This is a genomic window from Finegoldia sp. P3-F-LR, assembly GCF_052932165.1.
On the sequence record NZ_JBRFJE010000008.1, the window covers coordinates 1 to 22,406 of the forward strand.

Annotated in this window: 29 protein-coding genes and 1 tRNA gene; 15 read left to right on the top strand and 15 right to left on the bottom strand. The window is 39.8% G+C overall.

Annotation, left to right across the window (positions count from 1 at the left end):
* The first annotated feature begins 219 nt into the window (after positions 1-219).
* Positions 220-1,131: a DMT family transporter gene (locus tag ACU68U_RS04270; RefSeq protein ID WP_316524282.1), complete on the top strand. Its 912-nt coding sequence runs from the start codon at positions 220-222 to the stop codon at positions 1,129-1,131.
* Between the two features lie 62 nt (positions 1,132-1,193).
* Here the strand turns inward: ACU68U_RS04270 and ACU68U_RS04275 are convergent.
* Positions 1,194-1,283 (bottom strand) — tRNA-Ser (locus ACU68U_RS04275).
* Between the two features lie 98 nt (positions 1,284-1,381).
* Here ACU68U_RS04275 and ACU68U_RS04280 point away from each other — a divergent pair.
* Complete coding sequence (locus ACU68U_RS04280) at positions 1,382-2,071, top strand: gamma-glutamyl-gamma-aminobutyrate hydrolase family protein (protein ID WP_446762816.1); 690 nt, start codon at positions 1,382-1,384, stop codon at positions 2,069-2,071.
* 72 nt (positions 2,072-2,143) lie between these two features.
* Here the strand turns inward: ACU68U_RS04280 and ACU68U_RS04285 are convergent, their stop codons facing one another.
* On the bottom strand, positions 2,144-2,482 hold the full coding sequence (locus ACU68U_RS04285) for an arsenic metallochaperone ArsD family protein (RefSeq protein WP_094206668.1): 339 nt from the start codon (positions 2,480-2,482) through the stop codon (positions 2,144-2,146).
* A gap of 83 nt (positions 2,483-2,565) precedes the next feature.
* Here ACU68U_RS04285 and ACU68U_RS04290 point away from each other — a divergent pair, with 83 nt between their 5' ends.
* Together ACU68U_RS04290 and ACU68U_RS04295 are read left to right on the top strand one after the other, a co-directional pair.
* Entirely contained in the window at positions 2,566-3,342 is a 777-nt protein-coding gene (locus ACU68U_RS04290) for a TraX family protein (protein ID WP_446762817.1), read from the top strand.
* Between the two features lie 59 nt (positions 3,343-3,401).
* The gene (locus ACU68U_RS04295) at positions 3,402-4,550 is read left to right on the top strand and encodes a CD0519/CD1768 family membrane protein (protein WP_446762818.1); all 1,149 of its coding nucleotides are present in this window, start codon (positions 3,402-3,404) and stop codon (positions 4,548-4,550) included.
* A 43-nt stretch (positions 4,551-4,593) separates the two neighbouring features.
* Here ACU68U_RS04295 and ACU68U_RS04300 read toward each other — a convergent pair whose 3' ends face one another.
* The 3 genes from ACU68U_RS04300 to brnQ all read right to left on the bottom strand — a co-directional run bounded on the left by ACU68U_RS04300 (position 4,594) and on the right by brnQ (position 6,906).
* Positions 4,594-5,133, bottom strand: a complete 540-nt coding sequence (locus ACU68U_RS04300) for an isochorismatase family protein (RefSeq protein WP_094205123.1) — start codon at positions 5,131-5,133, stop codon at positions 4,594-4,596.
* A gap of 76 nt (positions 5,134-5,209) precedes the next feature.
* Complete coding sequence (locus ACU68U_RS04305) at positions 5,210-5,563, bottom strand: YkvA family protein (RefSeq protein ID WP_094205120.1); 354 nt, start codon at positions 5,561-5,563, stop codon at positions 5,210-5,212.
* 65 nt (positions 5,564-5,628) lie between these two features.
* Positions 5,629-6,906 carry a branched-chain amino acid transport system II carrier protein gene (gene brnQ, locus ACU68U_RS04310; RefSeq protein ID WP_446762819.1) on the bottom strand — a complete coding sequence of 426 codons (1,278 nt, stop codon included), beginning with the start codon at positions 6,904-6,906 and terminating at the stop codon, positions 5,629-5,631.
* 138 nt (positions 6,907-7,044) lie between these two features.
* On the opposite strand from brnQ, the gene ACU68U_RS04315 reads away from it, so the two are divergent.
* A complete protein-coding gene (locus ACU68U_RS04315) occupies positions 7,045-8,280 on the top strand; it encodes a putative DNA modification/repair radical SAM protein (protein WP_446762820.1) in 1,236 nt (411 codons plus the stop codon).
* A gap of 2 nt (positions 8,281-8,282) precedes the next feature.
* Positions 8,283-9,026 carry a TIGR03915 family putative DNA repair protein gene (locus tag ACU68U_RS04320; RefSeq protein ID WP_446762821.1) on the top strand — a complete coding sequence of 248 codons (744 nt, stop codon included), beginning with the start codon at positions 8,283-8,285 and terminating at the stop codon, positions 9,024-9,026.
* A gap of 654 nt (positions 9,027-9,680) precedes the next feature.
* On the opposite strand, the gene ACU68U_RS04325 is transcribed toward ACU68U_RS04320, so the two are convergent.
* From ACU68U_RS04325 to ACU68U_RS04360, 8 genes are all read right to left on the bottom strand, one after another.
* On the bottom strand, positions 9,681-9,986 hold the full coding sequence (locus ACU68U_RS04325; RefSeq protein WP_002304425.1) for a hypothetical protein: 306 nt from the start codon (positions 9,984-9,986) through the stop codon (positions 9,681-9,683).
* A gap of 85 nt (positions 9,987-10,071) precedes the next feature.
* The gene (locus ACU68U_RS04330; RefSeq protein ID WP_002304423.1) at positions 10,072-11,445 is read right to left on the bottom strand and encodes a site-specific integrase; all 1,374 of its coding nucleotides are present in this window, start codon (positions 11,443-11,445) and stop codon (positions 10,072-10,074) included.
* 4 nt (positions 11,446-11,449) lie between these two features.
* Complete coding sequence (locus tag ACU68U_RS04335) at positions 11,450-12,073, bottom strand: helix-turn-helix domain-containing protein (protein ID WP_002304420.1); 624 nt, start codon at positions 12,071-12,073, stop codon at positions 11,450-11,452.
* A gap of 117 nt (positions 12,074-12,190) precedes the next feature.
* The gene (locus tag ACU68U_RS04340; protein WP_002304418.1) at positions 12,191-12,427 is read right to left on the bottom strand and encodes a helix-turn-helix domain-containing protein; all 237 of its coding nucleotides are present in this window, start codon (positions 12,425-12,427) and stop codon (positions 12,191-12,193) included.
* Positions 12,428-12,433: 6 nt separating this feature from the next.
* Entirely contained in the window at positions 12,434-12,841 is a 408-nt protein-coding gene (locus tag ACU68U_RS04345; protein WP_002578938.1) for a type II toxin-antitoxin system PemK/MazF family toxin, read from the bottom strand.
* A gap of 302 nt (positions 12,842-13,143) precedes the next feature.
* Positions 13,144-13,266 (bottom strand): hypothetical protein, encoded by a 123-nt coding sequence (locus ACU68U_RS04350; protein ID WP_275042113.1) that lies wholly within the window; start codon positions 13,264-13,266, stop codon positions 13,144-13,146.
* Positions 13,267-13,355: 89 nt separating this feature from the next.
* The gene (locus ACU68U_RS04355; RefSeq protein ID WP_002304413.1) at positions 13,356-13,661 is read right to left on the bottom strand and encodes a helix-turn-helix transcriptional regulator; all 306 of its coding nucleotides are present in this window, start codon (positions 13,659-13,661) and stop codon (positions 13,356-13,358) included.
* 262 nt (positions 13,662-13,923) lie between these two features.
* On the bottom strand, positions 13,924-14,487 hold the full coding sequence (locus tag ACU68U_RS04360; protein WP_002304412.1) for a hypothetical protein: 564 nt from the start codon (positions 14,485-14,487) through the stop codon (positions 13,924-13,926).
* A 286-nt stretch (positions 14,488-14,773) separates the two neighbouring features.
* On the opposite strand from ACU68U_RS04360, the gene ACU68U_RS04365 reads away from it, so the two are divergent.
* Together ACU68U_RS04365 and ACU68U_RS04370 are read left to right on the top strand one after the other, a co-directional pair.
* Complete coding sequence (locus ACU68U_RS04365; RefSeq protein ID WP_002304411.1) at positions 14,774-15,223, top strand: helix-turn-helix domain-containing protein; 450 nt, start codon at positions 14,774-14,776, stop codon at positions 15,221-15,223.
* Between the two features lie 51 nt (positions 15,224-15,274).
* Positions 15,275-15,829 carry an ImmA/IrrE family metallo-endopeptidase gene (locus ACU68U_RS04370; protein ID WP_002304410.1) on the top strand — a complete coding sequence of 185 codons (555 nt, stop codon included), beginning with the start codon at positions 15,275-15,277 and terminating at the stop codon, positions 15,827-15,829.
* A 162-nt stretch (positions 15,830-15,991) separates the two neighbouring features.
* Here the strand turns inward: ACU68U_RS04370 and ACU68U_RS04375 are convergent, their stop codons facing one another.
* A complete protein-coding gene (locus ACU68U_RS04375) occupies positions 15,992-16,369 on the bottom strand; it encodes a helix-turn-helix domain-containing protein (protein WP_002578940.1) in 378 nt (125 codons plus the stop codon).
* 260 nt (positions 16,370-16,629) lie between these two features.
* A complete protein-coding gene (locus tag ACU68U_RS04380; protein WP_002304408.1) occupies positions 16,630-17,766 on the bottom strand; it encodes a tyrosine-type recombinase/integrase in 1,137 nt (378 codons plus the stop codon).
* 222 nt (positions 17,767-17,988) lie between these two features.
* Here ACU68U_RS04380 and ACU68U_RS04385 point away from each other — a divergent pair, with 222 nt between their 5' ends.
* The 7 genes from ACU68U_RS04385 to ACU68U_RS04415 all read left to right on the top strand — a co-directional run bounded on the left by ACU68U_RS04385 (position 17,989) and on the right by ACU68U_RS04415 (position 22,367).
* Entirely contained in the window at positions 17,989-18,333 is a 345-nt protein-coding gene (locus ACU68U_RS04385) for a helix-turn-helix domain-containing protein (RefSeq protein WP_198957774.1), read from the top strand.
* 4 nt (positions 18,334-18,337) lie between these two features.
* The gene (gene erm(B), locus ACU68U_RS04390) at positions 18,338-19,105 is read left to right on the top strand and encodes a 23S rRNA (adenine(2058)-N(6))-methyltransferase Erm(B) (RefSeq protein WP_255420040.1); all 768 of its coding nucleotides are present in this window, start codon (positions 18,338-18,340) and stop codon (positions 19,103-19,105) included.
* A 145-nt stretch (positions 19,106-19,250) separates the two neighbouring features.
* Positions 19,251-19,385, top strand: a complete 135-nt coding sequence (locus ACU68U_RS04395) for a topoisomerase DNA-binding C4 zinc finger domain-containing protein (RefSeq protein ID WP_079746689.1) — start codon at positions 19,251-19,253, stop codon at positions 19,383-19,385.
* A 101-nt stretch (positions 19,386-19,486) separates the two neighbouring features.
* Positions 19,487-20,737 carry a Cfr family 23S rRNA (adenine(2503)-C(8))-methyltransferase gene (locus ACU68U_RS04400; protein WP_002578771.1) on the top strand — a complete coding sequence of 417 codons (1,251 nt, stop codon included), beginning with the start codon at positions 19,487-19,489 and terminating at the stop codon, positions 20,735-20,737.
* 396 nt (positions 20,738-21,133) lie between these two features.
* Positions 21,134-21,556, top strand: a complete 423-nt coding sequence (locus ACU68U_RS04405) for an RNA polymerase sigma factor (protein WP_009896537.1) — start codon at positions 21,134-21,136, stop codon at positions 21,554-21,556.
* A 330-nt stretch (positions 21,557-21,886) separates the two neighbouring features.
* Positions 21,887-22,087 carry a hypothetical protein gene (locus tag ACU68U_RS04410; protein WP_009896535.1) on the top strand — a complete coding sequence of 67 codons (201 nt, stop codon included), beginning with the start codon at positions 21,887-21,889 and terminating at the stop codon, positions 22,085-22,087.
* Positions 22,088-22,220: 133 nt separating this feature from the next.
* Positions 22,221-22,367 carry a hypothetical protein gene (locus ACU68U_RS04415; protein ID WP_009896533.1) on the top strand — a complete coding sequence of 49 codons (147 nt, stop codon included), beginning with the start codon at positions 22,221-22,223 and terminating at the stop codon, positions 22,365-22,367.
* Positions 22,368-22,406: the final 39 nt, after the last annotated feature.

Genomic DNA, 22,406 nt, shown 5'->3' on the forward strand with positions numbered 1-22,406 from the left:
AAAATTACACTAAAAAAACCGATTGATTACACTCGGTTTGTTTGCCATGCACTAATTTAATTACTCAAATAATCAAATAACCTGAAATTAATTTCAGGTTATGCTTGACTTTTGTTAGCAGGTTTTTGTGTGCAAATTAATTTATTGGGCTTTTTAGGTGTTTACAAATCATACGAAAACTGGGATAATATATCTGAAATTAAATAAGAGGAGGAAAAAATGGATAAAAAGAAAGCAAATTTACTTGCTAAATTAGCGTTATTAATAGTAGCTATCCTTTGGGGAAGTTCTTTGACTGTAGTTAAGCAATCTTCCAAAACATTCAATCCCAACTTTATTTTGGCGATAAGATTTACGTTGGCAGCTATTTTATTATCAATCATTTTCTGGAAGAGACTTCGCCAAGCAAAATATGACGACATAAAAAACGGACTTTTGATAGGAATATTTTTGTTCATGGCGTATTCATCACAAACTTTGGGGGTAAAATTCGCAGATCCTGGTAGAAGCGGATTCTTGTCTGCATCTTATTGCGTAATCGTGCCGTTTTTGGGTTGGATTGTATTCAAGCAAAGACCAGACAGATACAATTTGTCGGCGGCCGCTTTGTGTATAACTGGAATATTTTTCATATCGCTTTCAGGATCAAGCTCTCACGTGGATAATCCAATGGCATGGCTTGGGGATTTACTAGCTTTACTTAGCGGATTGTTGTTCGCATCGCACATCATCGCAGTAAGCGCCCTTGCAAGAGACCGTGATCCTATCGTTATGACGATATTGCAATTTATAATGGCGGCTGTGTTATCTTGGATAACTACAATTGTAGTAGAAGACAATTCAAATCTTGTCGTAACTTCAAGATCTGTGATGGAATTATTGTACTTAGCTGTAATGTGTACTGCCGTTGCACTTTTACTTCAAAACATCGGACAAAAATACACAAACCCATCTACTGCTGCAATTATTTTGGGATTCGAGTCAATATTTGGAATTTTAATTCCTGTACTTATCGGAATCGAATCATTGACAGTTTTCTCAGTAATCGGTTTTGTATTCATATTCGCAGCGATTCTTGTCAGCGAGACAAAACTTTCGTTCTTGAAAAAGAACACAATAACTGCACAATAAATAGTACTTTTTAAGTACCAATTAAAAAACAGATAGCTAATTACAGCTATCTGTCTTTGTTTTGGCGGAGAAAGTGGGATTCGAACCCACGTGGGAAATAATCCCAAACGCATTTCGAGTGCGCCCCGTTATGACCACTTCGATATTTCTCCAAATATAATAATATTATAGCACTTTTGTTGATTTAATCAAAAAATGTATTTTTGTTTTATCTTTGATATAATAATATTGAAATATAATTGGAGGAAATATGAAAATAATAGGACTTACACCACTTTATAACGTGGCAGAAAACAGACTTTTTATGCTTAGAAAATACATTGAACTTATCGAAAGAAACGGAGCTTACACAGTGATTCTTCCGTTCAATTCCGATAGGAAATTCTTAGAAGAAATCGTCGACAGGTTGGACGGAATCGTGTTTACAGGAGGACTTGATGTGGCTCCATCATATTACAATGAAGACAAGATTTTGGAATGTGGAATTTCATCAAATGTTAGGGACAAATTGGAGTTTAATCTGATGGATATTTGCTACAAAAAGGACATTCCAACATTGGGAATTTGCCGTGGACTACAAATAATGAATGTGTATTTGGGCGGAACTTTATACCAAGATTTGGAAAAACAAAAGGACATCTCCATCATTCACTCTCAAGACAAACCTTACAATGATTTGGTTCACGAGGTTACAAATTACGGAATGTTCAAAGAAAAATTTGGCGACAGATTTTATGTAAATAGCCTTCATCATCAAGCAATCAAAGATGTGGCAGAAAAGCTTGAAGTGTTACAAAAATCTTCTGATGATATAGTGGAAGCGGCCTACGTTAAGGACAAGAAGTTCTTCTTGGGAGTGCAATACCATCCCGAAATGGCGCTGGATACTTTGGCTCAAGGACACGAAATTGTCAAAATGTTTTTGGATTCAATAAAATAAATTAAAAAATATTATGTAAACCTGTGATTGTCACAGGTTTTTTGTTTTCCTAAAACTTAGGAACAAATCTTATCAGAATTTACGCTTATCGTTGACATAAGCTTGGTTGAAAATATTTCTGTCGATGTGAAGGAAATCCAATATTTCGTAGCTTTTTGGATATCTTCCCGAAAGCACAACTTTTCCATCTACAACTGTGATTGGAAGTTTCATTCCGTCATCAATTTTCTGTGCAATCCCCTGTTGTTCGAATATTTCGGGATTCTTGTTTAATTTGAACCTGTCGACAACGACCTTTTTTGTTTTTAATTTCTCCAAGAAAAATGACAACATCACAGAATTTCTATTATCCATTTCATTTTCGAACAAATTATTCTCATCTACTTTGTTCTCAAAAATCATCATTTTCATACTATCACCTTATTATAATTATATCAGATAATAATGTGCTTTATTTGTGATAAAATAGTTGTAACAAATTCAAGGAGATTATCATGCAACTTTTAACTGAAACCCAAAGGAAAAATTATTTGGATATTTGGCACAGAGACAAGGGAATATCAAGTTCTGGGCTTAAAGTAATCGCCTGTATATCCATGCTTATCAGTCACATTGTGCAATGCAATATGCTTCAAAAATTCAACATTTATCCTACGATGACACTCACATCATCTGACTGGAGAGTCATAGTAGGAGCGTTAATGCTTTTTATCGGAAGAATTGCGTTTCCGATTTTCGCATTTCTGATTGTAAATGGAATGTTTCTAACTAGAAGCGTAGAAAAATACATAATAAGGTTGTTTTCCTTTGCGATTATTTCAGAAATTCCTTTTGATTTGGCGATTAGTGGTGAAATGTTCGATTTTTATCACCAAAATGTGTTCTTCACGTTGGCACTTTCTGCGTGTCTTATATTTATCGTTGAAAAAATCGATAAGTTCGACCAATCAAATTTCGTGAAGGCGATTTTAAAATTAATTTCCGTAGCCATATTCTGTGTAATCGCCAATTACTACCACACAGATTATTCCATGCTTGGAATTTTAGCGGTGTTTTTGTTGTATTTGGGCTCATCTTCCAGAAGAAACACTTACATAGCGATATTGTTCGGATATTTTTTCGAAGCGTATATGTATTTGTTCGTGTATCTGTCGATTCCTATCATTCACTTTTACAACGGCAAAAAAGGCAACATCAACAAATGGGCATTCTACATTTTCTATCCAGCTCATTTGTTATTGATAAGTTTCGTTCGTGATTTCATTTTATAGTTTGAATTTTAAGCTGAAATACATTAGAATTATATATTATACTTTTAATGGAGAATTTTATGGAGAAAACTAAAAAACAAAGTGAAATTTCACTAGAATCTTTTGTGACAATCGCTGTCGTCTTCGGACTTTTCGGCTACATTGCAAAAGTTATGGGTCTTGGCAATATGTTTAATACTTTGATGAAAACGGCGCACGATTTGCTGCTTAATACTGTGTTTTTCATAATGGCAATCGCAGTTTTAACAGGTGCGTTATCCAAGCTTTTAAGCGAATTTGGAGTTATTGCACTGATCAACAAAATCATCAGCCCTATAATGAAACCACTTTACAATTTACCTGGGGCTGCGGCGCTTGGAATATTGACAACTTTTTTGTCGGATAATCCGGCAATAATTGGACTTGCAAAGGACAAAGGATTTGCAAAATATTTTAAGAATTATCAGCTTCCTACGTTGTGCAATTTGGGAACATCGTTCGGGATGGGATTTATCGTGTGGACTTTTATGTCTTCACTTGGAAATGGTACGGAATTTTTCAAGGCGGCATCCCTTGGAGTTTTGGGGGCAGTCGTGGGTTCTGTGGTTTCCGTAAGAATTATGATGCATTTCACGAAAAAATTCTACGCCGATACAGATGAACAAGTGGAATTTGAAGAAAAACAAATCGTCGAAGAAAAAGAAGATTCGACTTTGATGGAGAGAATTTTAAATTCAATGCTTGAGGGTGGAAAATCCGGTGTACAAGCTGGGATGGATATTATTCCTGGAGTTGTTGTGATTTGTACTTTGGTTATGATACTAACATCAACTGGAACTGTTGAAAATGGAACCGTAATCTATACTGGAGCTGCCTATGAAGGAGTCGGTTTGATTCCAAAACTTGGAGCATTGCTAAATCCCATTTTGAAACCATTGTTTGGGTTCACCTCATCAGAATGCATTGCATTTCCTCTTACAGCTTTGGGAAGTGTCGGAGCAGCGCTTGGACTCGTTCCAAAATTATTGGAGAAAAATTTAATCACAGGAAATGATATCGCAGTTTTCACAGCCCTTGGAATGTGTTGGTCGGGATATTTGTCCACACATGTTGGAATGATGGACACATTAAACGCTAGAAAACTCGCACCAAAAGCAATTCTTTCACACACAATTGGAGGAATCGCAGCTGGAATCAGCGCACACTTCTTGTATTTATTATTAGGATAAAAAAATCCAACTTTACCCTGAAAAGTAAAGTTGGATTTATTTTTTATTTGATTAGTTTGGACAAAGTCTTAAATTCAGGACTTCCCGCCCTTTTCAAAATATCGAAAATCAACGTTTCAGAATTGATTACCAAACAGTCCATCTCTCTAAAATTTTGAATAGCATTCATTTTATTTTCAACACGTCTGCCTGTAACGCAATCTTCAAGCACAATCATTTTATATTCGTCAATCAAATCACGTATCGTTTGGTAGACACAAATGTGAGCTTCCGCTCCGACAACTACGATTTGTTTCCTTCCAGTTTTTTCGATTTCATTCATAACATCATCAAGCTTTGCAGTAAAATCTACCTTGTCGAACACCTTCGTTTCGTATTGTTTCAAACATTCTACAGTATCTCCAAGTCCTTTCGGATATTGACGTGTCGTAATTACAGGAATGTCGTAAATTCTTGCCATCTCCAACACAGCCTTAGTGTGATTAAGCACGTATTCATTGTCGTGAAGAACAGGCACCAATTTTTCTTGTAAATCAATCAACAAAATTATCATATCGTCTTTATTCACATTAAACTTTTCCATATCTCACCTCAAAACTATCATACCATAAAAAAAGCACGCCTCACAGCGCGCTTTGATTTATTTAAAATTTCAATAACTATTTCACCACATTTTTGTAAATCAAAAAGCTTATCAATAGTAGTATCCCTACTCCTGCGACTATTCCAACTATTTTTAGTTTAGAGTTTAGTTGTTCTGCTTTTTCTTGGCTGGTGTCGATGATGTCTTCGGGGATGAATTTCTTTGCGACCATCATTAATGATGGAGCGAGGATTAAATCATCCAAGATTCCCAATCCAGCGACGAAATCTGGCACGAAATCCACTGGGCTTACTACGTAAAGCACTGACAATGCCAATGCTATTTTCGACAATAATGGTGTTTGTTTATTAAAAAATGCATACCACAATGTTGGTATTTCGTTCTTCAATCCTAATAATTTTTTAATCATTAACTCACCTCAAATATATTATACCATACATTGCATGATATATCGTATTACATAATAGTTACAATTTATTTTTTGATTTTTCCTATTAATCCTCCAATGACTGCTGGGATTATCCAAATAAAGCTTTTGACTTGCATTGGAAATACTGATTCGATTGTTTTCAACAAACCGAAATCTAATTTGAATCCGTTAAGTAATACTATAACCGCGTAAATCGACACTCCTATTATGGATCCTAATTTTACGTTTCGTGAAAATGTATTTTGCTTAAACAAATTCAAGAAAATCAAAACTATTGCGACAGGATATATCGCTGTCAAAAATGGTGCTGAGATTTTCAAGATTTTTTCGACGCCTACTACTGCGAAGAATGCACTGAAAACTGTGGAAATTATTATGATTAAATCATATGAGATAACTCCGTTTGTTTTCTCTTTTAGCATATCACTGAAGAATTGTCCGACTGTTGTTGTAAGCCCAATCGCTGTTGTGAGGCATGCCAATGCCATTGCAACGCAGATTAATACTTTTCCCAAAATCCCCAAATGTTGGTAGCAAATGTATAACAACAAATCAACTCTTTCGACATTTCCTAGGTTGAACTTGGATGTGGCAGCTCCGATATAAATCAATCCTCCGTAGACAAAGCAAAGTCCTATAGCTGCTATGATTGACGCTTTTATTGTGTATTGTTTGATTGTTTTGTCATCTGTAATTCCGTTTCCCATAAATCCTTTGGTAACTACAATAGCAAATACTAATGATGCCAACGCATCCATGGTTTGATATCCTTCTTCAAAGCTTGATTGGAAGACTTGAATTTGATATGTATTTACAGGCGTTGCAACGGGATATATTATTCCTTTGAAAATAATTACCACAAGAGTTGAAATCAACAACGGCGTCAAAATTTTTCCCAAATTATCTATTATGCTGCTTGGTTTTCTGACGAATAAATACACACAAGCAAAAAATACTACCGTGAGCAAAACAGAATTTGCTCCTTTGAAAAATCCTTTTTGAATTATTTCTACTGTTGTTGCTGCAGTCCTTGGAATTGCAAGTCCCGGTCCTATCGCAAGCATAATTATAGTTGAGAATATTAGTGAAAATCGCGGACTTATAGTGTTGCCGATTTTTTCAATTGTTCCGCCGCTTTTTGTCGCTGCGAGTAATCCCAAGAAAACCAGTCCTACTGCGCTTAGCAAAAATCCTAATGTCGCAATCAAATACTGATCTCCTACTTTATTACCCAAAAACGGTGGAAATATCAAATTTCCCGCTCCAAAAAACATCGAAAATAGTGCGAATCCACTAACAAATATTAATTTCCTGTTTTTCATAATTACCTCTGTATAAATATTTTAAATTTTTATTAGTTCTTACAATTCTACCACAATTTCTTCCAGATAACAACTTTTTTCTAAAAAACAAACTTGTGCGAATGTTTGTTTTATTATAAAATACGAATAGGTGATATTATGGAATTAAAACGCAAATTATCAATATTATCAGACGCTGCCAAGTACGATGTTAGTTGTTCTTCTAGTGGTTCAAAAAGGAAAAATACCTCTGACGGAATCGGCGCGGCGCAGAATTCTGGAATATGTCACAGCTGGTCTGAAGACGGAAGGTGCATTTCGCTACTTAAAATTTTACTCACAAACAAATGCATTTACAGTTGTGAATACTGCGTCAACAGAAAAGAAAACAACATCGAAAGAGCAGAATTTACCCCAGAAGAAGTGGCTGATTTGACTATAAATTTTTACAAAAGAAATTACATAGAAGGATTATTCCTGTCGAGTGGAGTTGTAAAAAGTCCAGACCACACGATGATAAAGCTTATAAGAGTTGCGGAAATTCTTCGCAATGAGAAAAAATTCAACGGATACATTCACATGAAGGCAATTCCTGGAGCAAGTGAAGAATTAATCGAAAGACTTGGAAGACTTATCGATCGTATGAGTATCAACATAGAACTTCCAACGAAGCCAAGCTTGAAGATGCTTGCTCCACAGAAAACTTATGAGTCCATCGAAAAACCGATGGATTTTATCAACGAATCCATCACTCAGTACAAAATAGACAGGAAAACAATAAGAAAGACACCTTTGTTCTTACCAGCTGGTCAATCCACTCAAATGATAGTAGGAGCAGGAAGAGAATCGGATCTTACAATTATCAACAAAGCAAGTAGCTTATACGAAGATTACAAACTCAAAAGAGTTTTCTATTCTGGATTTGTCCCTGTAATCAAATCGAAATACACAGATGGTATCAAAAAAGTTCCCATGCTACGTGAACACAGGTTGTACCAAGCCGATTGGCTGATGCGATTTTACAAATTCAAATCAAACGAAATTTTGAACGAACAAAATCCGTTTTTTGATTTGACGTTGGATCCCAAATCATTCTGGGCAGTGCAAAACGTAGCTAACTTCCCAATAGAAATAAATCGCGCATCTTATGAAGAACTTTTGCGTGTTCCAGGATTCGGTCCAACATATGCTATGAGAATAATAAATGCGAGAAAATTTGCCAACCTCAGCTACGACGATTTGACCTCTCTCAAAATCTCCCTGAAAAAAGCGAAGAACTTCATAGTCGTAAATGGAGTTTATCGCGGACAAAAATACAGCACACAAGACGATTTGTTGGATATTTTAAGAATGCAAGAAGGAAAAAACGTCACACAACTAAGTTTTTTGGAGTAGATATGAGATACAGTTATGATAACAGCTTAGATGGCTTGTTCACGGTGATTTTTGAACAGTACAACCACATCGAAAATTCGATTATCATTGTAAAAACTGAGCAATTGGATTTTTTGAATGACGACATATACATTGAGACAGACGTTGATAAATCATCGCGTGTGAAAAAATCTTTAATAGACACATTCGGATTCAACTTTTATCGTGGCATCAACTACGCATTTGTCTCAGAAAATCCCGACAAATCAACCATTATCGCTAAGACAATCAAAAATATGTACAAATACGGCTACAACTTCATCAACTCATCTGACAAAATTGCTGTAGCATTCAATAGTCTGTGCAAATATTCCACAAGAGAACTTCACGCATACAAAGGCCTTCTCAGATTCAAAGAAATCCAAGATAATTTCTTGTTCGCAGAATTCGAACCTAACAACGACATTTTGGAACTACTCACATATCATTTCAAAAACAGATTGAGAAACGAAAAGTTTGTGATTTACGATAAGAGAAGAAACAAGTGCGCGATTTATGTGGACAAAGATTTGGCGTTTTATGATGTACAAGAAATCTTCAAAGAAGAATCTGATGATGAGAAAATGTTTGAAGATTGCTGGATAGAATTTTACAATTCAGTCGGGATAAAAGAACGCCACAACCTCAAACTTATGCAGAATAATATGCCGAAAAGATATTGGAAATATTTACCAGAGAAAAATAAAATTTACGAGAATGAAAAATAATTGTTGCATTTACACTTAATATTTTTGAAAGAATAAGTGTAAATGCAACAATGTGAATTCGAAAAAATTCATTAGTGATGCTTTTTATATTTGTTGCCAGTTTGTTGCCAGTTTGTTACCCTTTGTCAAGAATCTTAGCGAATTGTGAGTGCTATCTGTAAAATTTAATAAAATAAAAATAAGCCTAGAACGTGTATATTCTAGGCTTTTCGCTTGGTACTCCCACCCGGATTCGAACCGGGGATGCCCCCTTAGGAGTAGACCCGATACGACATCGGGAAGTGGCATCTAATGCTTAAAAATGCTTGGAAATACAAGGTTTTTCAGCATTTCAAATCCCATCTGATACTACGCTGTGATAGCTAATTCAGAGGGATTTTACACCGTCCGATTGGCTCGAAATTAGCAAGTCTTTCGATTTTTGGTGGACGTTGCAAGTGCAAGTAAATGTCACTATGTAACTTCTCGTGATGCGAAATGATAGGAAATCCTATTCATTCTCGTGTGAGGGTGCGGGTGTCCTTAGACACAGATTTCAGTCTGTTTTATATATCATTTCAAAATGAATTTTTCAACCAGAATTATTAAGAATTTCAAAGGTTTTTCAGACTCAATGATTCTATGTAATTTAGACCCGCCGAAGCAGGTCTTTTTTTATTTCAGCATAATCTCTCTATCCTCAGCGCCGAGCATATAAGCACCCTTGGCAAAAGCATCCCTTGCAAGAAGCTCTGCTACATCAACCCTATCGAACAGCATCCATATTTCTTTCTCTTTCGGAGTCAGTTCATGGCTATGGTCAAACAAATGCTCAAGTCCCAATCCTTCAAGCAATGCCGACTTTGCTGCTTTGTATTCCTCAGCTCTGCCAACATATTCGTCGTTCCTTTCCTTGGAAAATGCCTCGATATTGTCAGCTCTCAGATGCTCGTAATACTCGTCCATAAAGATTCTATCCATACTCGTTGACCTCCATAACAAAAAAATAAGGGCAGACCCTTTTACAGCTATTGTAGCTATGTAAAAGGATCTGCCCTTGCAGTTACTATAATGTTTTTGCCAGCGACTTCAGGAGTGCTGCCATTTCCGGATTTTGCAGAAGCTTCAGAAGAAGTTCTTTATCATCAGCGGAGCTTTCCGTTGCGGCTGGTTGAACCGGCTCAGGCGTTGCCTGTCTGCCTGAGTAGAACGCAGCTTCCATTCTTTCAGCGTTCAGTCTGCGGTCATCGTCGATGATATGGGAGTAAACATCCGCTACCATCTTGACCTGTGCATGACCGGAATCGCCTTGAACGGATTTCATATCGCCGCCGTTCAGCTTCAGCTTGTAAGTGATACTGGAATGTCGGAGACTATGGAAAACCACTTTCGGCAGTCCCTTCTCCTCAATCAGCTTATTGAAAGCACGGTTGATAACCTGCCCCTCAATCGGCTTGCCATTGGAAGAACAGAAAACCAGATTGAAGTCTACGAACTCGTCACCGAAAAGGTCTTTCAGTTCTTCGATGTCAGCCTTTCGCTGTACCAACATTTCCGCTACGGTTTTCGGTAAGAACACCTTGCGGACACTTGTTTTGGTCTTAGGAGTTTTGAGAACCAATGCGGTATGCGTACTGGCGAAGGTCGGTGGGAACTTGAACATGATGTCCTTACCGTCCAGATCTGCCATCGCTTCACGATTTACTCTCTGCAACTCCTTTTCAACGAAGATGCTTGCCTGACCAAGTTCAATACTGGTGGGGGAAATGTCAATACAGTCCCAGGTAAGCCCCAGAAGCTCGCCCATTCGCAGGGAACAGGAGAAGGCAAGGTTAATAGCCAGACGAAGAATATCATCGTCACAGGCTTCCAGAGCCTTCTGGAGCACTTCTGCTGTCCAGATATCCCTGGTCTTGTGTTCTTCTTTCGGCAGCGTAGCGTGCTCCACAGGGTTTCTGGTCATCAATTCCCACTTGACCGCTTGATTGAAAGCATTTCGCAATGTCTTGTGAACCTCTCGGACAGTATGCGGAGTCAGATATTCTGTACGGGCTTTTACATACTTAGAAGAAACCGCTTTGACAGAAAGCAAATCTCGGTAATACTTGTCCATGATTCTCGGCGTGACATCCTCCAGCTTCATATCACCGATGAGGGGACGAATATAGTTTGCAATCAGGCTCTTTCTGCTTTCATAGGTAGACATCGCCCAGGTGTTCACACCATAGATTGACATATACTCATCCAAAAGATCATTGACGGTTTTAGCAGAAGGGGGAATAAAGGTTCCGGACTCCTGCTCATATTCAACCTGCAACTTCCTTTTCTTTGCTTCGGCATTCGTTTCAAAGGTTTCCCACTTCTGACGCTTGTTGCCGTTCTCATCGGTGTATGTATAAACCACAGAATACTTCTTTTTTCTCTTAACGATAGATGCCATGTAATCAGCTCCTTTCCTGTCTATCTTCCGCTAACTGGTAGCGGGTCTGATTGTGATACCATTTTTCAAAGCTCTCTTTGGTAGCTCGCTTATACCTGCCAACCTTGATAAGCTCAAAATCTTCATTGGCAACGATATAGTAAATGGTCTGACGATGTACCCCAAGCATTCTTGCCATTTCCGGCAGACCGTAGGTGGATGCCATAATATCTGCATCCAGTTCCTGATCCTCTACCGTGCGGTAATCGGTTTGAGAAGCATACCATCTTTCAAAGCTCTCCTTTGTCACTCTGCGCTTGCCCAGGACATCGACCACATCAAAATGCCCTTTGGCAACCAGTTCGTAAGCAGTCGCTTCTTTCAGCCCAAGGCGCTGTCCAAGCTCCTCCATTGAATATGTAGTTTTCTTCAATTCCTCGCCGGGAGGGGTTCCATCGACCTTCTGGTATTTGAACTGATTGGCATACCATTCTTCAAAGCTGTCGATCATCACCCTCATGGTGTTGCCGACAAGAATGGTTTTGAAGTAATTCTTCTTAATGAGCCAGTATGACTCCGTTTTACCAAGACCGAGCATCCTGCCCATTTCCAGAACAGACATACTCGTGCGTTTTCTCATTTCCGCCATCGTACAACCTCCTATGTAAAAAATGTAGCCATGTGTTTCTTGTCATGGCTACATTTTATCGAACTCTCAATATGTTTTGAAGTTTGTCGCCGGGTTGTACGACGCCCTTGACAAATCTTACATTTGATGATCCAACCACTCATCAAAACTCTTTTTGGAGATTCTGATACTGCCACCGATGCGGACGCTATGGAAAACTTTCTTTTTCACAAGGTTGTATGCGCTGGTTCTGCTGATGCCCAGAATATCCTGAATCTCATCAACCGTATAGGTTCTCTTATCAAACTGAACTGCGTTAGCAGCCATCGCTTCTTCGGTGCGCTGATTCATGGCAGCGATTCTTTCTTCAAACATTTATGTTCACTCCTTCGCTCTCTTTGCTTTATGTTTTGGGGAACGCTTTTTCAGCTGTTCCATTGCCAGGCTGACAGATAAGGCTTTCTCAATCGCTACCATTTCACGGGGCGTTACCTTACCTAAGTAATTATCAATCCTGCTTTTATCAATGGTACGAATCTGTTCCAGCTGAACAACGGACGCTTCTTTGAATGCAGGATTGTCGTAAATAACAAAGTGCGTCGGCATATTCGCTTTCTTATGGATTCTGGTGGTGACCGTTGCCACAATCAATGTGGGAGCGTGTTTATTACCGGTATCGTTCTGAATGACGATAACCGGACGGATGCCGCCTTGTTCCGACCCAACTACCGGGTCCAGCTTGGCGCAATAAATATCACCACGGCAATATACCCAATTTTCTTTCATCATGTGCCATGACCTCCTTTCGTTGGCTATGTAATAACTGACTGCCAGAAAGGAATCAGGCAGTCAGTCCAAAAGTCTATGTGTCCCATATTTGCCACGCACCCCTGGGAAAGAGGGCTTACGCCCTCAGGGAATCACCGAACGACTGATTGCGAATCAGTTCCATAGGAATCTAACCTCTGCCGGGTTCTCCGCCAGCTCCGTAGAGAAGTATCTTTAATCCTGTTGCTTTCATGGCCGTATTGGGAGCAACCCAATATTTACAAGCCAGTATTGATCGCTGGCATCGGGAGAGAGACAAGCGCTTAATTTATAGAAGAAAGTCGTTCTGTTTCTCTATCCGATACGTCTCGGCGTACCGCTGATGTGGCTGATGCTCTCGCACCGGCAACAGGAACGTATTCGATGACTGTGTATTCAGTTTTCAAGGATCAAGCAGCCGATTTTCTTTGGCTGTATCTAAATTGTACCTGTTCCTCATGCAAGTTTTTATTGCCTCGTAGGTATAGTTTTGAGGTTATTCACGACCTAAAAATATGTAATCAAGGGTTGTCTCAAAGCGCACAACCAGTTCGATTGCCAAATCAATAGAGATACCTCTGTTGCCGGTTTCAATTCGTGCAATGGTGTTTGCGGCAACACCTAACTGCTCCGCAAGCTGTTCCTGTGTAAGCCCATGTTCCTTTCTCAAGGCTTTAATTCTTTTTCCGCTTTCAACCAAGTCGTAATACATTTTCGTTCCTCCGTGTTTTTGAATTTGTGAAGTTGCAAAATCAAAAACAGCGGGAGGAGATCGTGCCCGATTCTCAATACCCTTTGCCATCTGCCTGTCCTCCTTGCAGGCATAAAAAAAGAGCCGGAGTAAATTACTCCAAGCTCTCGTTCATGCCTTTGTGTTAATTATGGGGGAAAATAGGCAGGTATAAAAAAAGCCCCGTACCCATTACAGGCACGAGGCGTAACTCTCTCTATTCAATTTTATGCCGCTATCTCCCAGCATAGCCATTTTAACACTGGACAAGTCGGACTTTCAGTAGGGGAACCGTCGTATTTTCATCGGATTTTAGTCGGACTAAAATCCTGTCTTAGCATTCACAATAACACAATGCTTCTTCCTCCCGGGCACTTTCCAGGAAATCTTTCAATTTAGGAATGGCTGTTCCCCAAAGTGACAGACCAAATAACAGTATCGCTTCTTTCTTTCGGTCATAGTAGGTGCTGCGTTCCATATTCAAAACCTCCAGCATTTCTGATTCCCTGTACTTGAAGCGGTTGAGATATGCCTTTGAGATAATCTCACAGTACAGAGCGCCTTTATCTGGATATTCTCTGATTTTCAACATAGCCATATCTACCAGTTCAATGATCCACTTTGTCTCAAATAAGCTGCGAATGCGTTCTTCAAATCGTTCTCTCGCTTCATCCGGAGCAAAGTTCTCCAGATAAATCAATGCACCATCTAAGCTGTCACCGTAAGTACAAATAAGGGTATCACATACATCATTCGCACGATCAATGGTAGACCAGCACACCTCTCGATATATGGATAAAATCAGCTTTGCTCTTTCATACAGAACCTTCTCGTCAATGTTCTGCATCCGGCAAAGCATTCGAATACTGCTTAATACCTGTGTATTATATCTGCTCATTCAGAATCTCCTTTCAGCCTAATCCATAAAATAAGAATTCCTTTCTAACTCCTGTCACTTGGCTAAAGGGAAACAAATACCATGGGACAAGAATGACTATAACTTCCGATATTTGATTAAAATAACAGAAGTGAAATCGGAAGTTCTTGACTTTATAAAAGTTCCGATATATAATTAAGTGGAATTAAAACTTCTATTATGATTCTTATTATAGCATTTTCCAGAAGTTTGTCAACAAATAATCGGAAGTTACGAATAAATATTTTTTGAAAGGAAGGATACTACCATGACATTTGGAGAAAAAATTAAAGAAGCTCGTTTGGCTATGAACCTATCTCAAACGGAGCTTGCCCAGATGACCGGCATTTCCGAAAGATCCCTTTACACCTATGAGCAGCTCGGAACACTCCCCAGAAAAAGCAACATCAGAAAACTTGCTGAAGCACTGCATATCTCTGTGTCCTATCTTTTGGACGAATCTGAAACGGATAGCCAGAGCCATATAGATCAGGATATGTTTATTTTAGAGGCAAAGGAAAACTTCGGTTCAAAAGGAGCAAAAGAAGCTCAGGAAGTGTTGGGTCGTGTAAATTCTCTGTTTGCCGGTGGAGAATTGGACGAGGACGCAAAAGATGTATTCTTCCAGGCGATTATGTCAGTTTATATGGACTCTAAGAAAACAGCACGGGAAAAGTACACTCCGAAGAAATACAGAAAGCATAAAGATAAAGAGTAAAATCCTCAAGCACAGAATATGTTTTCTGTGTGCGATTCGGAGGTGAAGCAAATGAAAACGGCAGAGCATATCATTGAAACTGTCGATAAGCTTGTGCGAAAATATCACACCAGAGACCCTTACGAGCTATGTCAGCTGTTAGGTATCAAAATCCACTATTACGATTTACAGAAGAAATTGAAGGGCTTCTTCTATTACCAGTCCAGACAAAAGAATATCGTGATAGATCACAATGTGAACGGTATCCTGGAGCGTATATTAGTCGCACATGAATTAGGACACGCTGTCCTGCATACAAAAATCGCTATGATGCACGGCTTTCAAGAAATGGAAGTTTTTGATGATAGATCAATCGAAGAAAATGAAGCAAACTTCTTTGCGGCGGAGCTTCTGTTAGAAGATGGGAAAGTCCTGGAATGCCTTTCGGAACACACATTTTTTGAAACGGCTAAAATGCTCTATGTACCGGCAGCATTATTAGACTACAAATTCAGCCTGCTCCACGAAAAAGGAGAGCTGGTAAATTCGATGTATATTCGTAAAGCAGATTTCCTGAAAGAAGATCTTCATGCCTACGATAACGACATTGGTTATGGCGATATATGAATATCTATTTTTATATCTTTACAGAAAAAGTCCACCAGTACGATGCGTAGTGCATCATGACTGGTGGACTTTTTGCTTCTTAAAGAATCAGTATATTGTGCTGCAAAAAAGAACCCCATAGCAGTTCACTCTGTACCGTCAATGGGCTTCTTTTTCATTATATCAATCAAGCTCCGCTTTTTTTATCATCTCTTGCTGGTCAATCAAGACATCAATCAACTTTCCTACGGTTATCAATGTTGTTACATTACACTTTTTCAGTTTTGCAGCAATCTCATTATCAATGATGCTGTCGCATTTTGCATATGGGGTATCCAGTAAAAAATAGTCAAAGTTCTTTTCCAAGACGAATGCCAGTTTTAGAAGCATTGCCAAAGAAACTTTCGTCTGTCCAACTTCAACATGGCTCATATGATTGTTCGAGCAACCAACCAACGCACCCAAATCAGCCTGACTATAACCCTTTTCCAGTCGGGCAGCTCTAATGCGCTGACCAATCTTAACGTAATCAATTTCCGGTTGCGTTTCAATCACCTCCATGCTGTGTATGATTCTGCTATACATTATAAAATGTACCAAAAATCTCAACAACCAACATCGGGTGCAAGTTGCATTTATAAATGCAATATGATAAAATTTTATAGGCAGATTGCATTAAATGATAGAATGAAAAGAACCCCAAGACGACAATATGAGCTATCTTGAGGTTCTTTAAAATAAAAAATTCGTAGAGTACATTACTCCACGAAAAAACACCGCCAAACACTGAAAACTCAGCATTATTTGACGGTGTTGACAATTTATTTGACGGCTAATAAATCAGAAAGCCGTTGCATATTTTCTCTTTTTAAATCCATGGATGGGTGTACATAGCGATTCATTGTAATATTCACGCTGGCATGACCCAATATTTCGCTGAGACTTTTTACATCGAATCCAAGCTCTATGCACCTTGTAGCAAATGTATGACGTAACGAGTGATAATTTGCGGAGGTGATTCCGCTGTTTTTCAATACCTTCTTAAAATGATTTTGCATGGTTCTTGGTTCTAATGGATTCTGATCGCTATTGGTTAGGATGTAGCCAGTAGAAGAAGCTTTGTGTGCTGTAAGAATAGTCATTAAGCCATGGGGTACTGGAATAGTACGGATGGAGCAAGCACTTTTTGGTGTGGTAACAACAATCCTTGTCTTGTATTCACTGTTGGTTCTATCTTGGATTCTCTGGAGCGTTTGATGCACGTGGATTGTGTAATCTGAGAATGAAACATCTTCCCATCGTAACGCACAAATTTCACCTACTCTGAGACCAGTGAATAAACATACTAATATACCAATATTGCAGGAATCAAGATTAGAATACAAGTATTGGCATAATTTTTCCTGTTCAGCACGACTCAAAACTCTCATTTCCTTCGTTTGACGTTTTATCTGTATAGATCGTGCGTCACAAGAAATGGCTTTCCCGTTTCGGGTGGCAAATTGTAAGACATTTCGAATTAGAGATAAAATATCTGAAACAGTTTTAGAGGAAAGTCCATTCTCCTTTAATCCACCAGAAACAAGGAAAAAATTACACTGCGTTTCAATAAACTCGTGTGTTATATCACGCAATTGTTTGCTTCCGAACACAGGAAGTATATACGAGCTGAGAAGATTCCTATATTTGTTGCTTGTAGATTCCTTCACTTTAGGACATATAGCTTGAAACCATTCCATAGCAACCTGTTCAAATTGATCTGAGCTAATTTCTGGATCGACAGTGACAGAATTACTCGTGCACGAACTTTGACTGATAAGTTTTGCCTTGACTTCTCGATATGACTTTGCATAAACATAACCGTAATTGGCTTTGCCTGTAGAAGATCGGGACTTAATGTATCTTCCTTCCCATCTGCCGTCTTTCCTTTTGTAAATATTTTCTCCTTTTCGTGCCATAAGGTACACCTCCTTCAATATGACTATAATTCTGACGGCAAATTGTGACTTTGGAACTTTCTAAGATGGATTTTTGTGCAAAACCTCGTGTTTTATGTCCCTAACATATTGACAAACAGTGCGACAATTTGTAAAATAAAGATATAAACTAAAAAAAACAGAGAAGAATGCGATTCGTGGAGTAATGTACTCTACGAAAGAGTATACCCAGGAGGAGATTTATTGATTCAATTTGTAGGGCGAGATGCTTATAAGCAGTTTTGGAATTTTAGTAAAGATGAGAAAGAGAACTTGGCCACTCAATTGGCGATTGAGTTACCCGCACTCAGAGGAAAAGTTGGTGCATCACAAGAAGAAATTGCTTCGGCTGTTGGTATTTCACGACAAACTTATAGTGCCTACGAAAATCGGACACGCCCAATTCCATGGAGTTTATATCTAGCACTATTGTTTTATTTTGATTACATTCCAAGTACACATTATATGATTCGCCAGCTTGAATTATTCCCAAATGAATTAGACGAATGTTGGTTAGCTGGTAGAGTTTTTATTGAGGAAGAAAAATGAGCGAATATTCACAGCAAATAAAAAGGGATATTACATGAACAAAAATATAAAATATTCTCAAAACTTTTTAACGAGTGAAAAAGTACTCAACCAAATAATAAAACAATTGAATTTAAAAGAAACCGATACCGTTTACGAAATTGGAACAGGTAAAGGGCATTTAACGACGAAACTGGCTAAAATAAGTAAACAGGTAACGTCTATTGAATTAGACAGTCATCTATTCAACTTATCGTCAGAAAAATTAAAACTGAATACTCGTGTCACTTTAATTCACCAAGATATTCTACAGTTTCAATTCCCTAACAAACAGAGGTATAAAATTGTTGGGAGTATTCCTTACCATTTAAGCACACAAATTATTAAAAAAGTGGTTTTTGAAAGCCATGCGTCTGACATCTATCTGATTGTTGAAGAAGGATTCTACAAGCGTACCTTGGATATTCACCGAACACTAGGGTTGCTCTTGCACACTCAAGTCTCGATTCAGCAATTGCTTAAGCTGCCAGCGGAATGCTTTCATCCTAAACCAAAAGTAAACAGTGTCTTAATAAAACTTACCCGCCATACCACAGATGTTCCAGATAAATATTGGAAGCTATATACGTACTTTGTTTCAAAATGGGTCAATCGAGAATATCGTCAACTGTTTACTAAAAATCAGTTTCATCAAGCAATGAAACACGCCAAAGTAAACAATTTAAGTACCGTTACTTATGAGCAAGTATTGTCTATTTTTAATAGTTATCTATTATTTAACGGGAGGAAATAATTCTATGAGTCGCTTTTGTAAATTTGGAAAGTTACACGTTACTAAAGGGAATGTAGATAAATTATTAGGTATACTACTGACAGCTTCCAAGGAGCTAAAGAGGTCCCTAGCGCCTACGGGGAATTTGTATCGATAAGGGGTACAAATTCCCACTAAGCGCTCGGGACCCCTTGTAGGAAAATGTCCTAAGTGTGGCAACAATATTGTATTAAAAAAATCGTTTTATGGTTGTTCAAATTATCCTGAATGTACCTTCACTTTAGCTGAACATTTTGAATGAAAAATATAATTGTCGCTTGATCGAGAAACTTTATCGCATTATGGACGAGGTGAACCAAGACAGGAAAGATTGCGATTAAATAAGAAGGAGAAAATATAATTATGTCCAAGTATAAAAAAATGAAACAGCTCATAGCGGATATGCGCTTACCTGAGTATCGTTATAAGCAACTGCTTGATGCTGTGTTCCTACAAGGAATTATGCGTTTTGAAGATATGAAGTTGCTTCCAAAAACGCTGCGCGAAAAGTTGGTGGAGCAGTTTGGTGAAACTGTTGTGGAGATCAAGGCGATCCATCATGAGAAATCAATGCAAACTGACAAGGTGCTGTTTGAACTGTCGGACGGAAACCGTGTGGAAACGGTGGGTCTGTTTTATAAAGAGGGCTGGAACTCCTTTTGCATTTCATCTCAAAGCGGTTGCGGCTTCGGTTGTAAGTTTTGCGCAACAGGGACTTTGGGATTACGCAGAAACTTGACTGTGGATGAAATTACCGACCAAATCCTATATTTTATGCAACAAGGATGCAGTATCAACAGTATCTCTTTTATGGGAATGGGAGAGCCGTTCGCTAATCCACAAGTTTTTGAAGCCCTGCATGATCTGACCGCCCCGGAACTGTTCGGGCTGTCCCAGCGACGCATCACCATTTCGACTATCGGTATCGTGCCGGGTATTCAAAAATTGACAAGAGAATATCCGCAAGTCAATCTGGCCTATTCCCTCCACGCACCTACTGACCGTCTGAGGGAAACGCTCATGCCAATAACTAAAACATACCCCCTTGGTCAGGTACTGGATACATTAGATCAGCACATTCGGCAAACAAATCGCAAGGTGTTTTTGGCATACATCATGCTAAAGGATGTCAATGACAGCGACAGACACGCAGAGCAACTTACCAAGTTGTTATTCAAACACAAAAAGTATTTGCCACTATACCATTTAGATTTAATCCCATACAATCAAACGACAGTTACGGAAACTATGGTGCCCTCAAGCCACACACGAATAAAGGCCTTTTGCCGTATCATTCATAATGCAGGAATTAGCGTCAATATCCGAACGCAATTTGGCTCCGATATTAACGCTGCTTGTGGCCAGTTGGCGGGGGCCTACCGTGACGATCAAAAACAAGGAGAGAGAACAATGTCCGCTATACAAGAACAGTCTTTTGAATGGCTCTTGTGTCCTGTGTGCAAGAGCAAAACACGACTTAAAATCCGAAAGGACACGATACTTGACAATTTCCCACTCTTTTGTCCCAAATGCAAAAGTGAAATGCTTATCTGTGTCAAACAATTTCATATATCTATTATCAAAGAGCCAGACGCACAGACGCAGAGCCGATAATCCGTAGCCCTTGGGTGCGAGTTATCGGCTCTTTTGTTTTTTGGGGCGGGTATCAATCAAAGTTACCGCCTTATACGATGACTTTAGGAGGAACACGGCGGTTTCCATGGAGGGATCGTCGTGTTCATTTTGCTTTTTCACACTACCCGTGATTTTCACCTGCTAAAAAAAGCGTAGTTCTCCCTCCGGGATCGTCCGATCATGAACATGAAATATTCCAGTACATATATGTAAATAAAAACTCGTGCGTCCGCATAGCGTCATGCTGTGCGGGCGTTTTTATATATTCTTACCTTGGGACAAGTTGTCCCAAAGCTGGCAGCCCCGGCTGTCGATCCCCGCCCCCTCTCCGTTCAGAACGCCATCCACCCAGCTATCTGAACGGAGGAAAATATAATGGCTATCATCAATTTGAAAGAGTTTTACCCGTGGTACACCCACGATGAATATATCGAAGTTTCCGATGAAGTGGCCGCCGAACTGCGGGCGGACAAGCTGTACGAGGCTGCCCACCAGCGGCGGATCGTCCGCAACAAAGCGCAGTATTCCCTCGATTGCAATGATGGGATCGAATACTCTGCCTGTCTGCACGAGCCGACCCCGCAGGAGCTGTTGGAACGCATGGATCAGTTCTGCACTCTCTGGAACGCTCTCAACACCCTGCCGGAGATCCAAGGCCGCCGAGTGGATGCCTGTGTTATCCTCGGCAAGAGCTATTGCGAGGTTGCCAAGGCCGAGGGCGTAAATGAAAGTGCTGTGCGGCGTTCCGTAGAGCGTGGTTTGAAGCAGATGAAAAAACATCTTAAAGACACTCTGTAAGCCAGTCCGAATTGATGTGTTTGCTGTCCTTGGTATATAGAGAGGATTGATCCTCTCGACAACTGAATAGCGGCGGCTCCCGGCTTTGCCGGGGAGCCGAGCGGTGGGTACGCTGTGACTTCTCCCACGGGAGGACGAGCGATCCATACCAACACCGCAAGTGGGGCATCGCCACCCCACGGCCACGATCCGGCGTGGACAGGCTGGCCGCCTGTCCCGACCGGCCGCCGCACCCCAGCGGGAGCGTCATGTCGAGTATCGCTGTCTTATGACGGGCCAAGGAAATGAGCGTGGCGCTCCCAAAATCTTTATCAAGGAGGAAAACCTATTATGAGTTGCGATCCTGTATTGGCGGCTATGCTGGCCCGGCCGTGGAACAACAATGCCTGCCGGGGCTATGTCATCTACGCTATGGAAAACTGTGGCTTTTCTCCCACGGACATCCGGCGTGTGGTGGCAGAACTCCACGAGGTTTTTGACTTCTGCGGGCTGGAGGAGGCCCAGCAGCACTTTGAGAACGGCCCCTATTGACCTTGGGACAACCTGTCCCAAGGTGGAGCAAGGCAAGAGGGCGGCACCGCCGAGGTGCCGCCTTTCTGCGTTTCCCCACGGGACAAGGGGAACTGTCGGTCATTGTTTCTCGCTGCGCCGAAAGGAGGCCCACATGGAAGTTCCCGTACCAACCAAGGAGGAATACACTTATCAAGTCGGAAAAATCCAATTTATTGTCACGCCCGTCTACAAGGACAAAGGCGAGTCTATGCGTGACATTCTCTTGAAACTGATGTTGGCTGATTTGGAGCCAGCTTAACTTTTCATCCACATCCTTAACACGGGCGGTCAACGGAGG

Coding starts and splice junctions, on each gene's coding strand:
- ACU68U_RS04345 (WP_002578938.1), bottom strand. CDS start 12,841: ATGATGAAAGAAAATTGGGTATATTGCCGTGGTGATATTTATTGCGCC.
- ACU68U_RS04355 (WP_002304413.1), bottom strand. CDS start 13,661: ATGGCAAAGGGTATTGAGAATCGGGCACGATCTCCTCCCGCTGTTTTT.
- ACU68U_RS04370 (WP_002304410.1), top strand. CDS start 15,275: ATGAAAACGGCAGAGCATATCATTGAAACTGTCGATAAGCTTGTGCGA.
- ACU68U_RS04315 (WP_446762820.1), top strand. CDS start 7,045: ATGGAATTAAAACGCAAATTATCAATATTATCAGACGCTGCCAAGTAC.
- ACU68U_RS04410 (WP_009896535.1), top strand. CDS start 21,887: ATGAGTTGCGATCCTGTATTGGCGGCTATGCTGGCCCGGCCGTGGAAC.
- ACU68U_RS04325 (WP_002304425.1), bottom strand. CDS start 9,986: ATGGATAGAATCTTTATGGACGAGTATTACGAGCATCTGAGAGCTGAC.
- ACU68U_RS04330 (WP_002304423.1), bottom strand. CDS start 11,445: ATGGCATCTATCGTTAAGAGAAAAAAGAAGTATTCTGTGGTTTATACA.
- ACU68U_RS04285 (WP_094206668.1), bottom strand. CDS start 2,482: ATGAAAATGATGATTTTTGAGAACAAAGTAGATGAGAATAATTTGTTC.
- ACU68U_RS04360 (WP_002304412.1), bottom strand. CDS start 14,487: ATGAGCAGATATAATACACAGGTATTAAGCAGTATTCGAATGCTTTGC.
- ACU68U_RS04380 (WP_002304408.1), bottom strand. CDS start 17,766: ATGGCACGAAAAGGAGAAAATATTTACAAAAGGAAAGACGGCAGATGG.
- brnQ (WP_446762819.1), bottom strand. CDS start 6,906: ATGAAAAACAGGAAATTAATATTTGTTAGTGGATTCGCACTATTTTCG.
- ACU68U_RS04320 (WP_446762821.1), top strand. CDS start 8,283: ATGAGATACAGTTATGATAACAGCTTAGATGGCTTGTTCACGGTGATT.
- ACU68U_RS04400 (WP_002578771.1), top strand. CDS start 19,487: ATGTCCAAGTATAAAAAAATGAAACAGCTCATAGCGGATATGCGCTTA.
- ACU68U_RS04415 (WP_009896533.1), top strand. CDS start 22,221: ATGGAAGTTCCCGTACCAACCAAGGAGGAATACACTTATCAAGTCGGA.
- ACU68U_RS04270 (WP_316524282.1), top strand. CDS start 220: ATGGATAAAAAGAAAGCAAATTTACTTGCTAAATTAGCGTTATTAATA.
- ACU68U_RS04295 (WP_446762818.1), top strand. CDS start 3,402: ATGGAGAAAACTAAAAAACAAAGTGAAATTTCACTAGAATCTTTTGTG.
- ACU68U_RS04290 (WP_446762817.1), top strand. CDS start 2,566: ATGCAACTTTTAACTGAAACCCAAAGGAAAAATTATTTGGATATTTGG.
- ACU68U_RS04300 (WP_094205123.1), bottom strand. CDS start 5,133: ATGGAAAAGTTTAATGTGAATAAAGACGATATGATAATTTTGTTGATT.
- ACU68U_RS04280 (WP_446762816.1), top strand. CDS start 1,382: ATGAAAATAATAGGACTTACACCACTTTATAACGTGGCAGAAAACAGA.
- ACU68U_RS04305 (WP_094205120.1), bottom strand. CDS start 5,563: ATGATTAAAAAATTATTAGGATTGAAGAACGAAATACCAACATTGTGG.
- ACU68U_RS04365 (WP_002304411.1), top strand. CDS start 14,774: ATGACATTTGGAGAAAAAATTAAAGAAGCTCGTTTGGCTATGAACCTA.
- ACU68U_RS04375 (WP_002578940.1), bottom strand. CDS start 16,369: ATGGAGGTGATTGAAACGCAACCGGAAATTGATTACGTTAAGATTGGT.
- ACU68U_RS04340 (WP_002304418.1), bottom strand. CDS start 12,427: ATGTTTGAAGAAAGAATCGCTGCCATGAATCAGCGCACCGAAGAAGCG.
- ACU68U_RS04335 (WP_002304420.1), bottom strand. CDS start 12,073: ATGGCGGAAATGAGAAAACGCACGAGTATGTCTGTTCTGGAAATGGGC.
- ACU68U_RS04405 (WP_009896537.1), top strand. CDS start 21,134: ATGGCTATCATCAATTTGAAAGAGTTTTACCCGTGGTACACCCACGAT.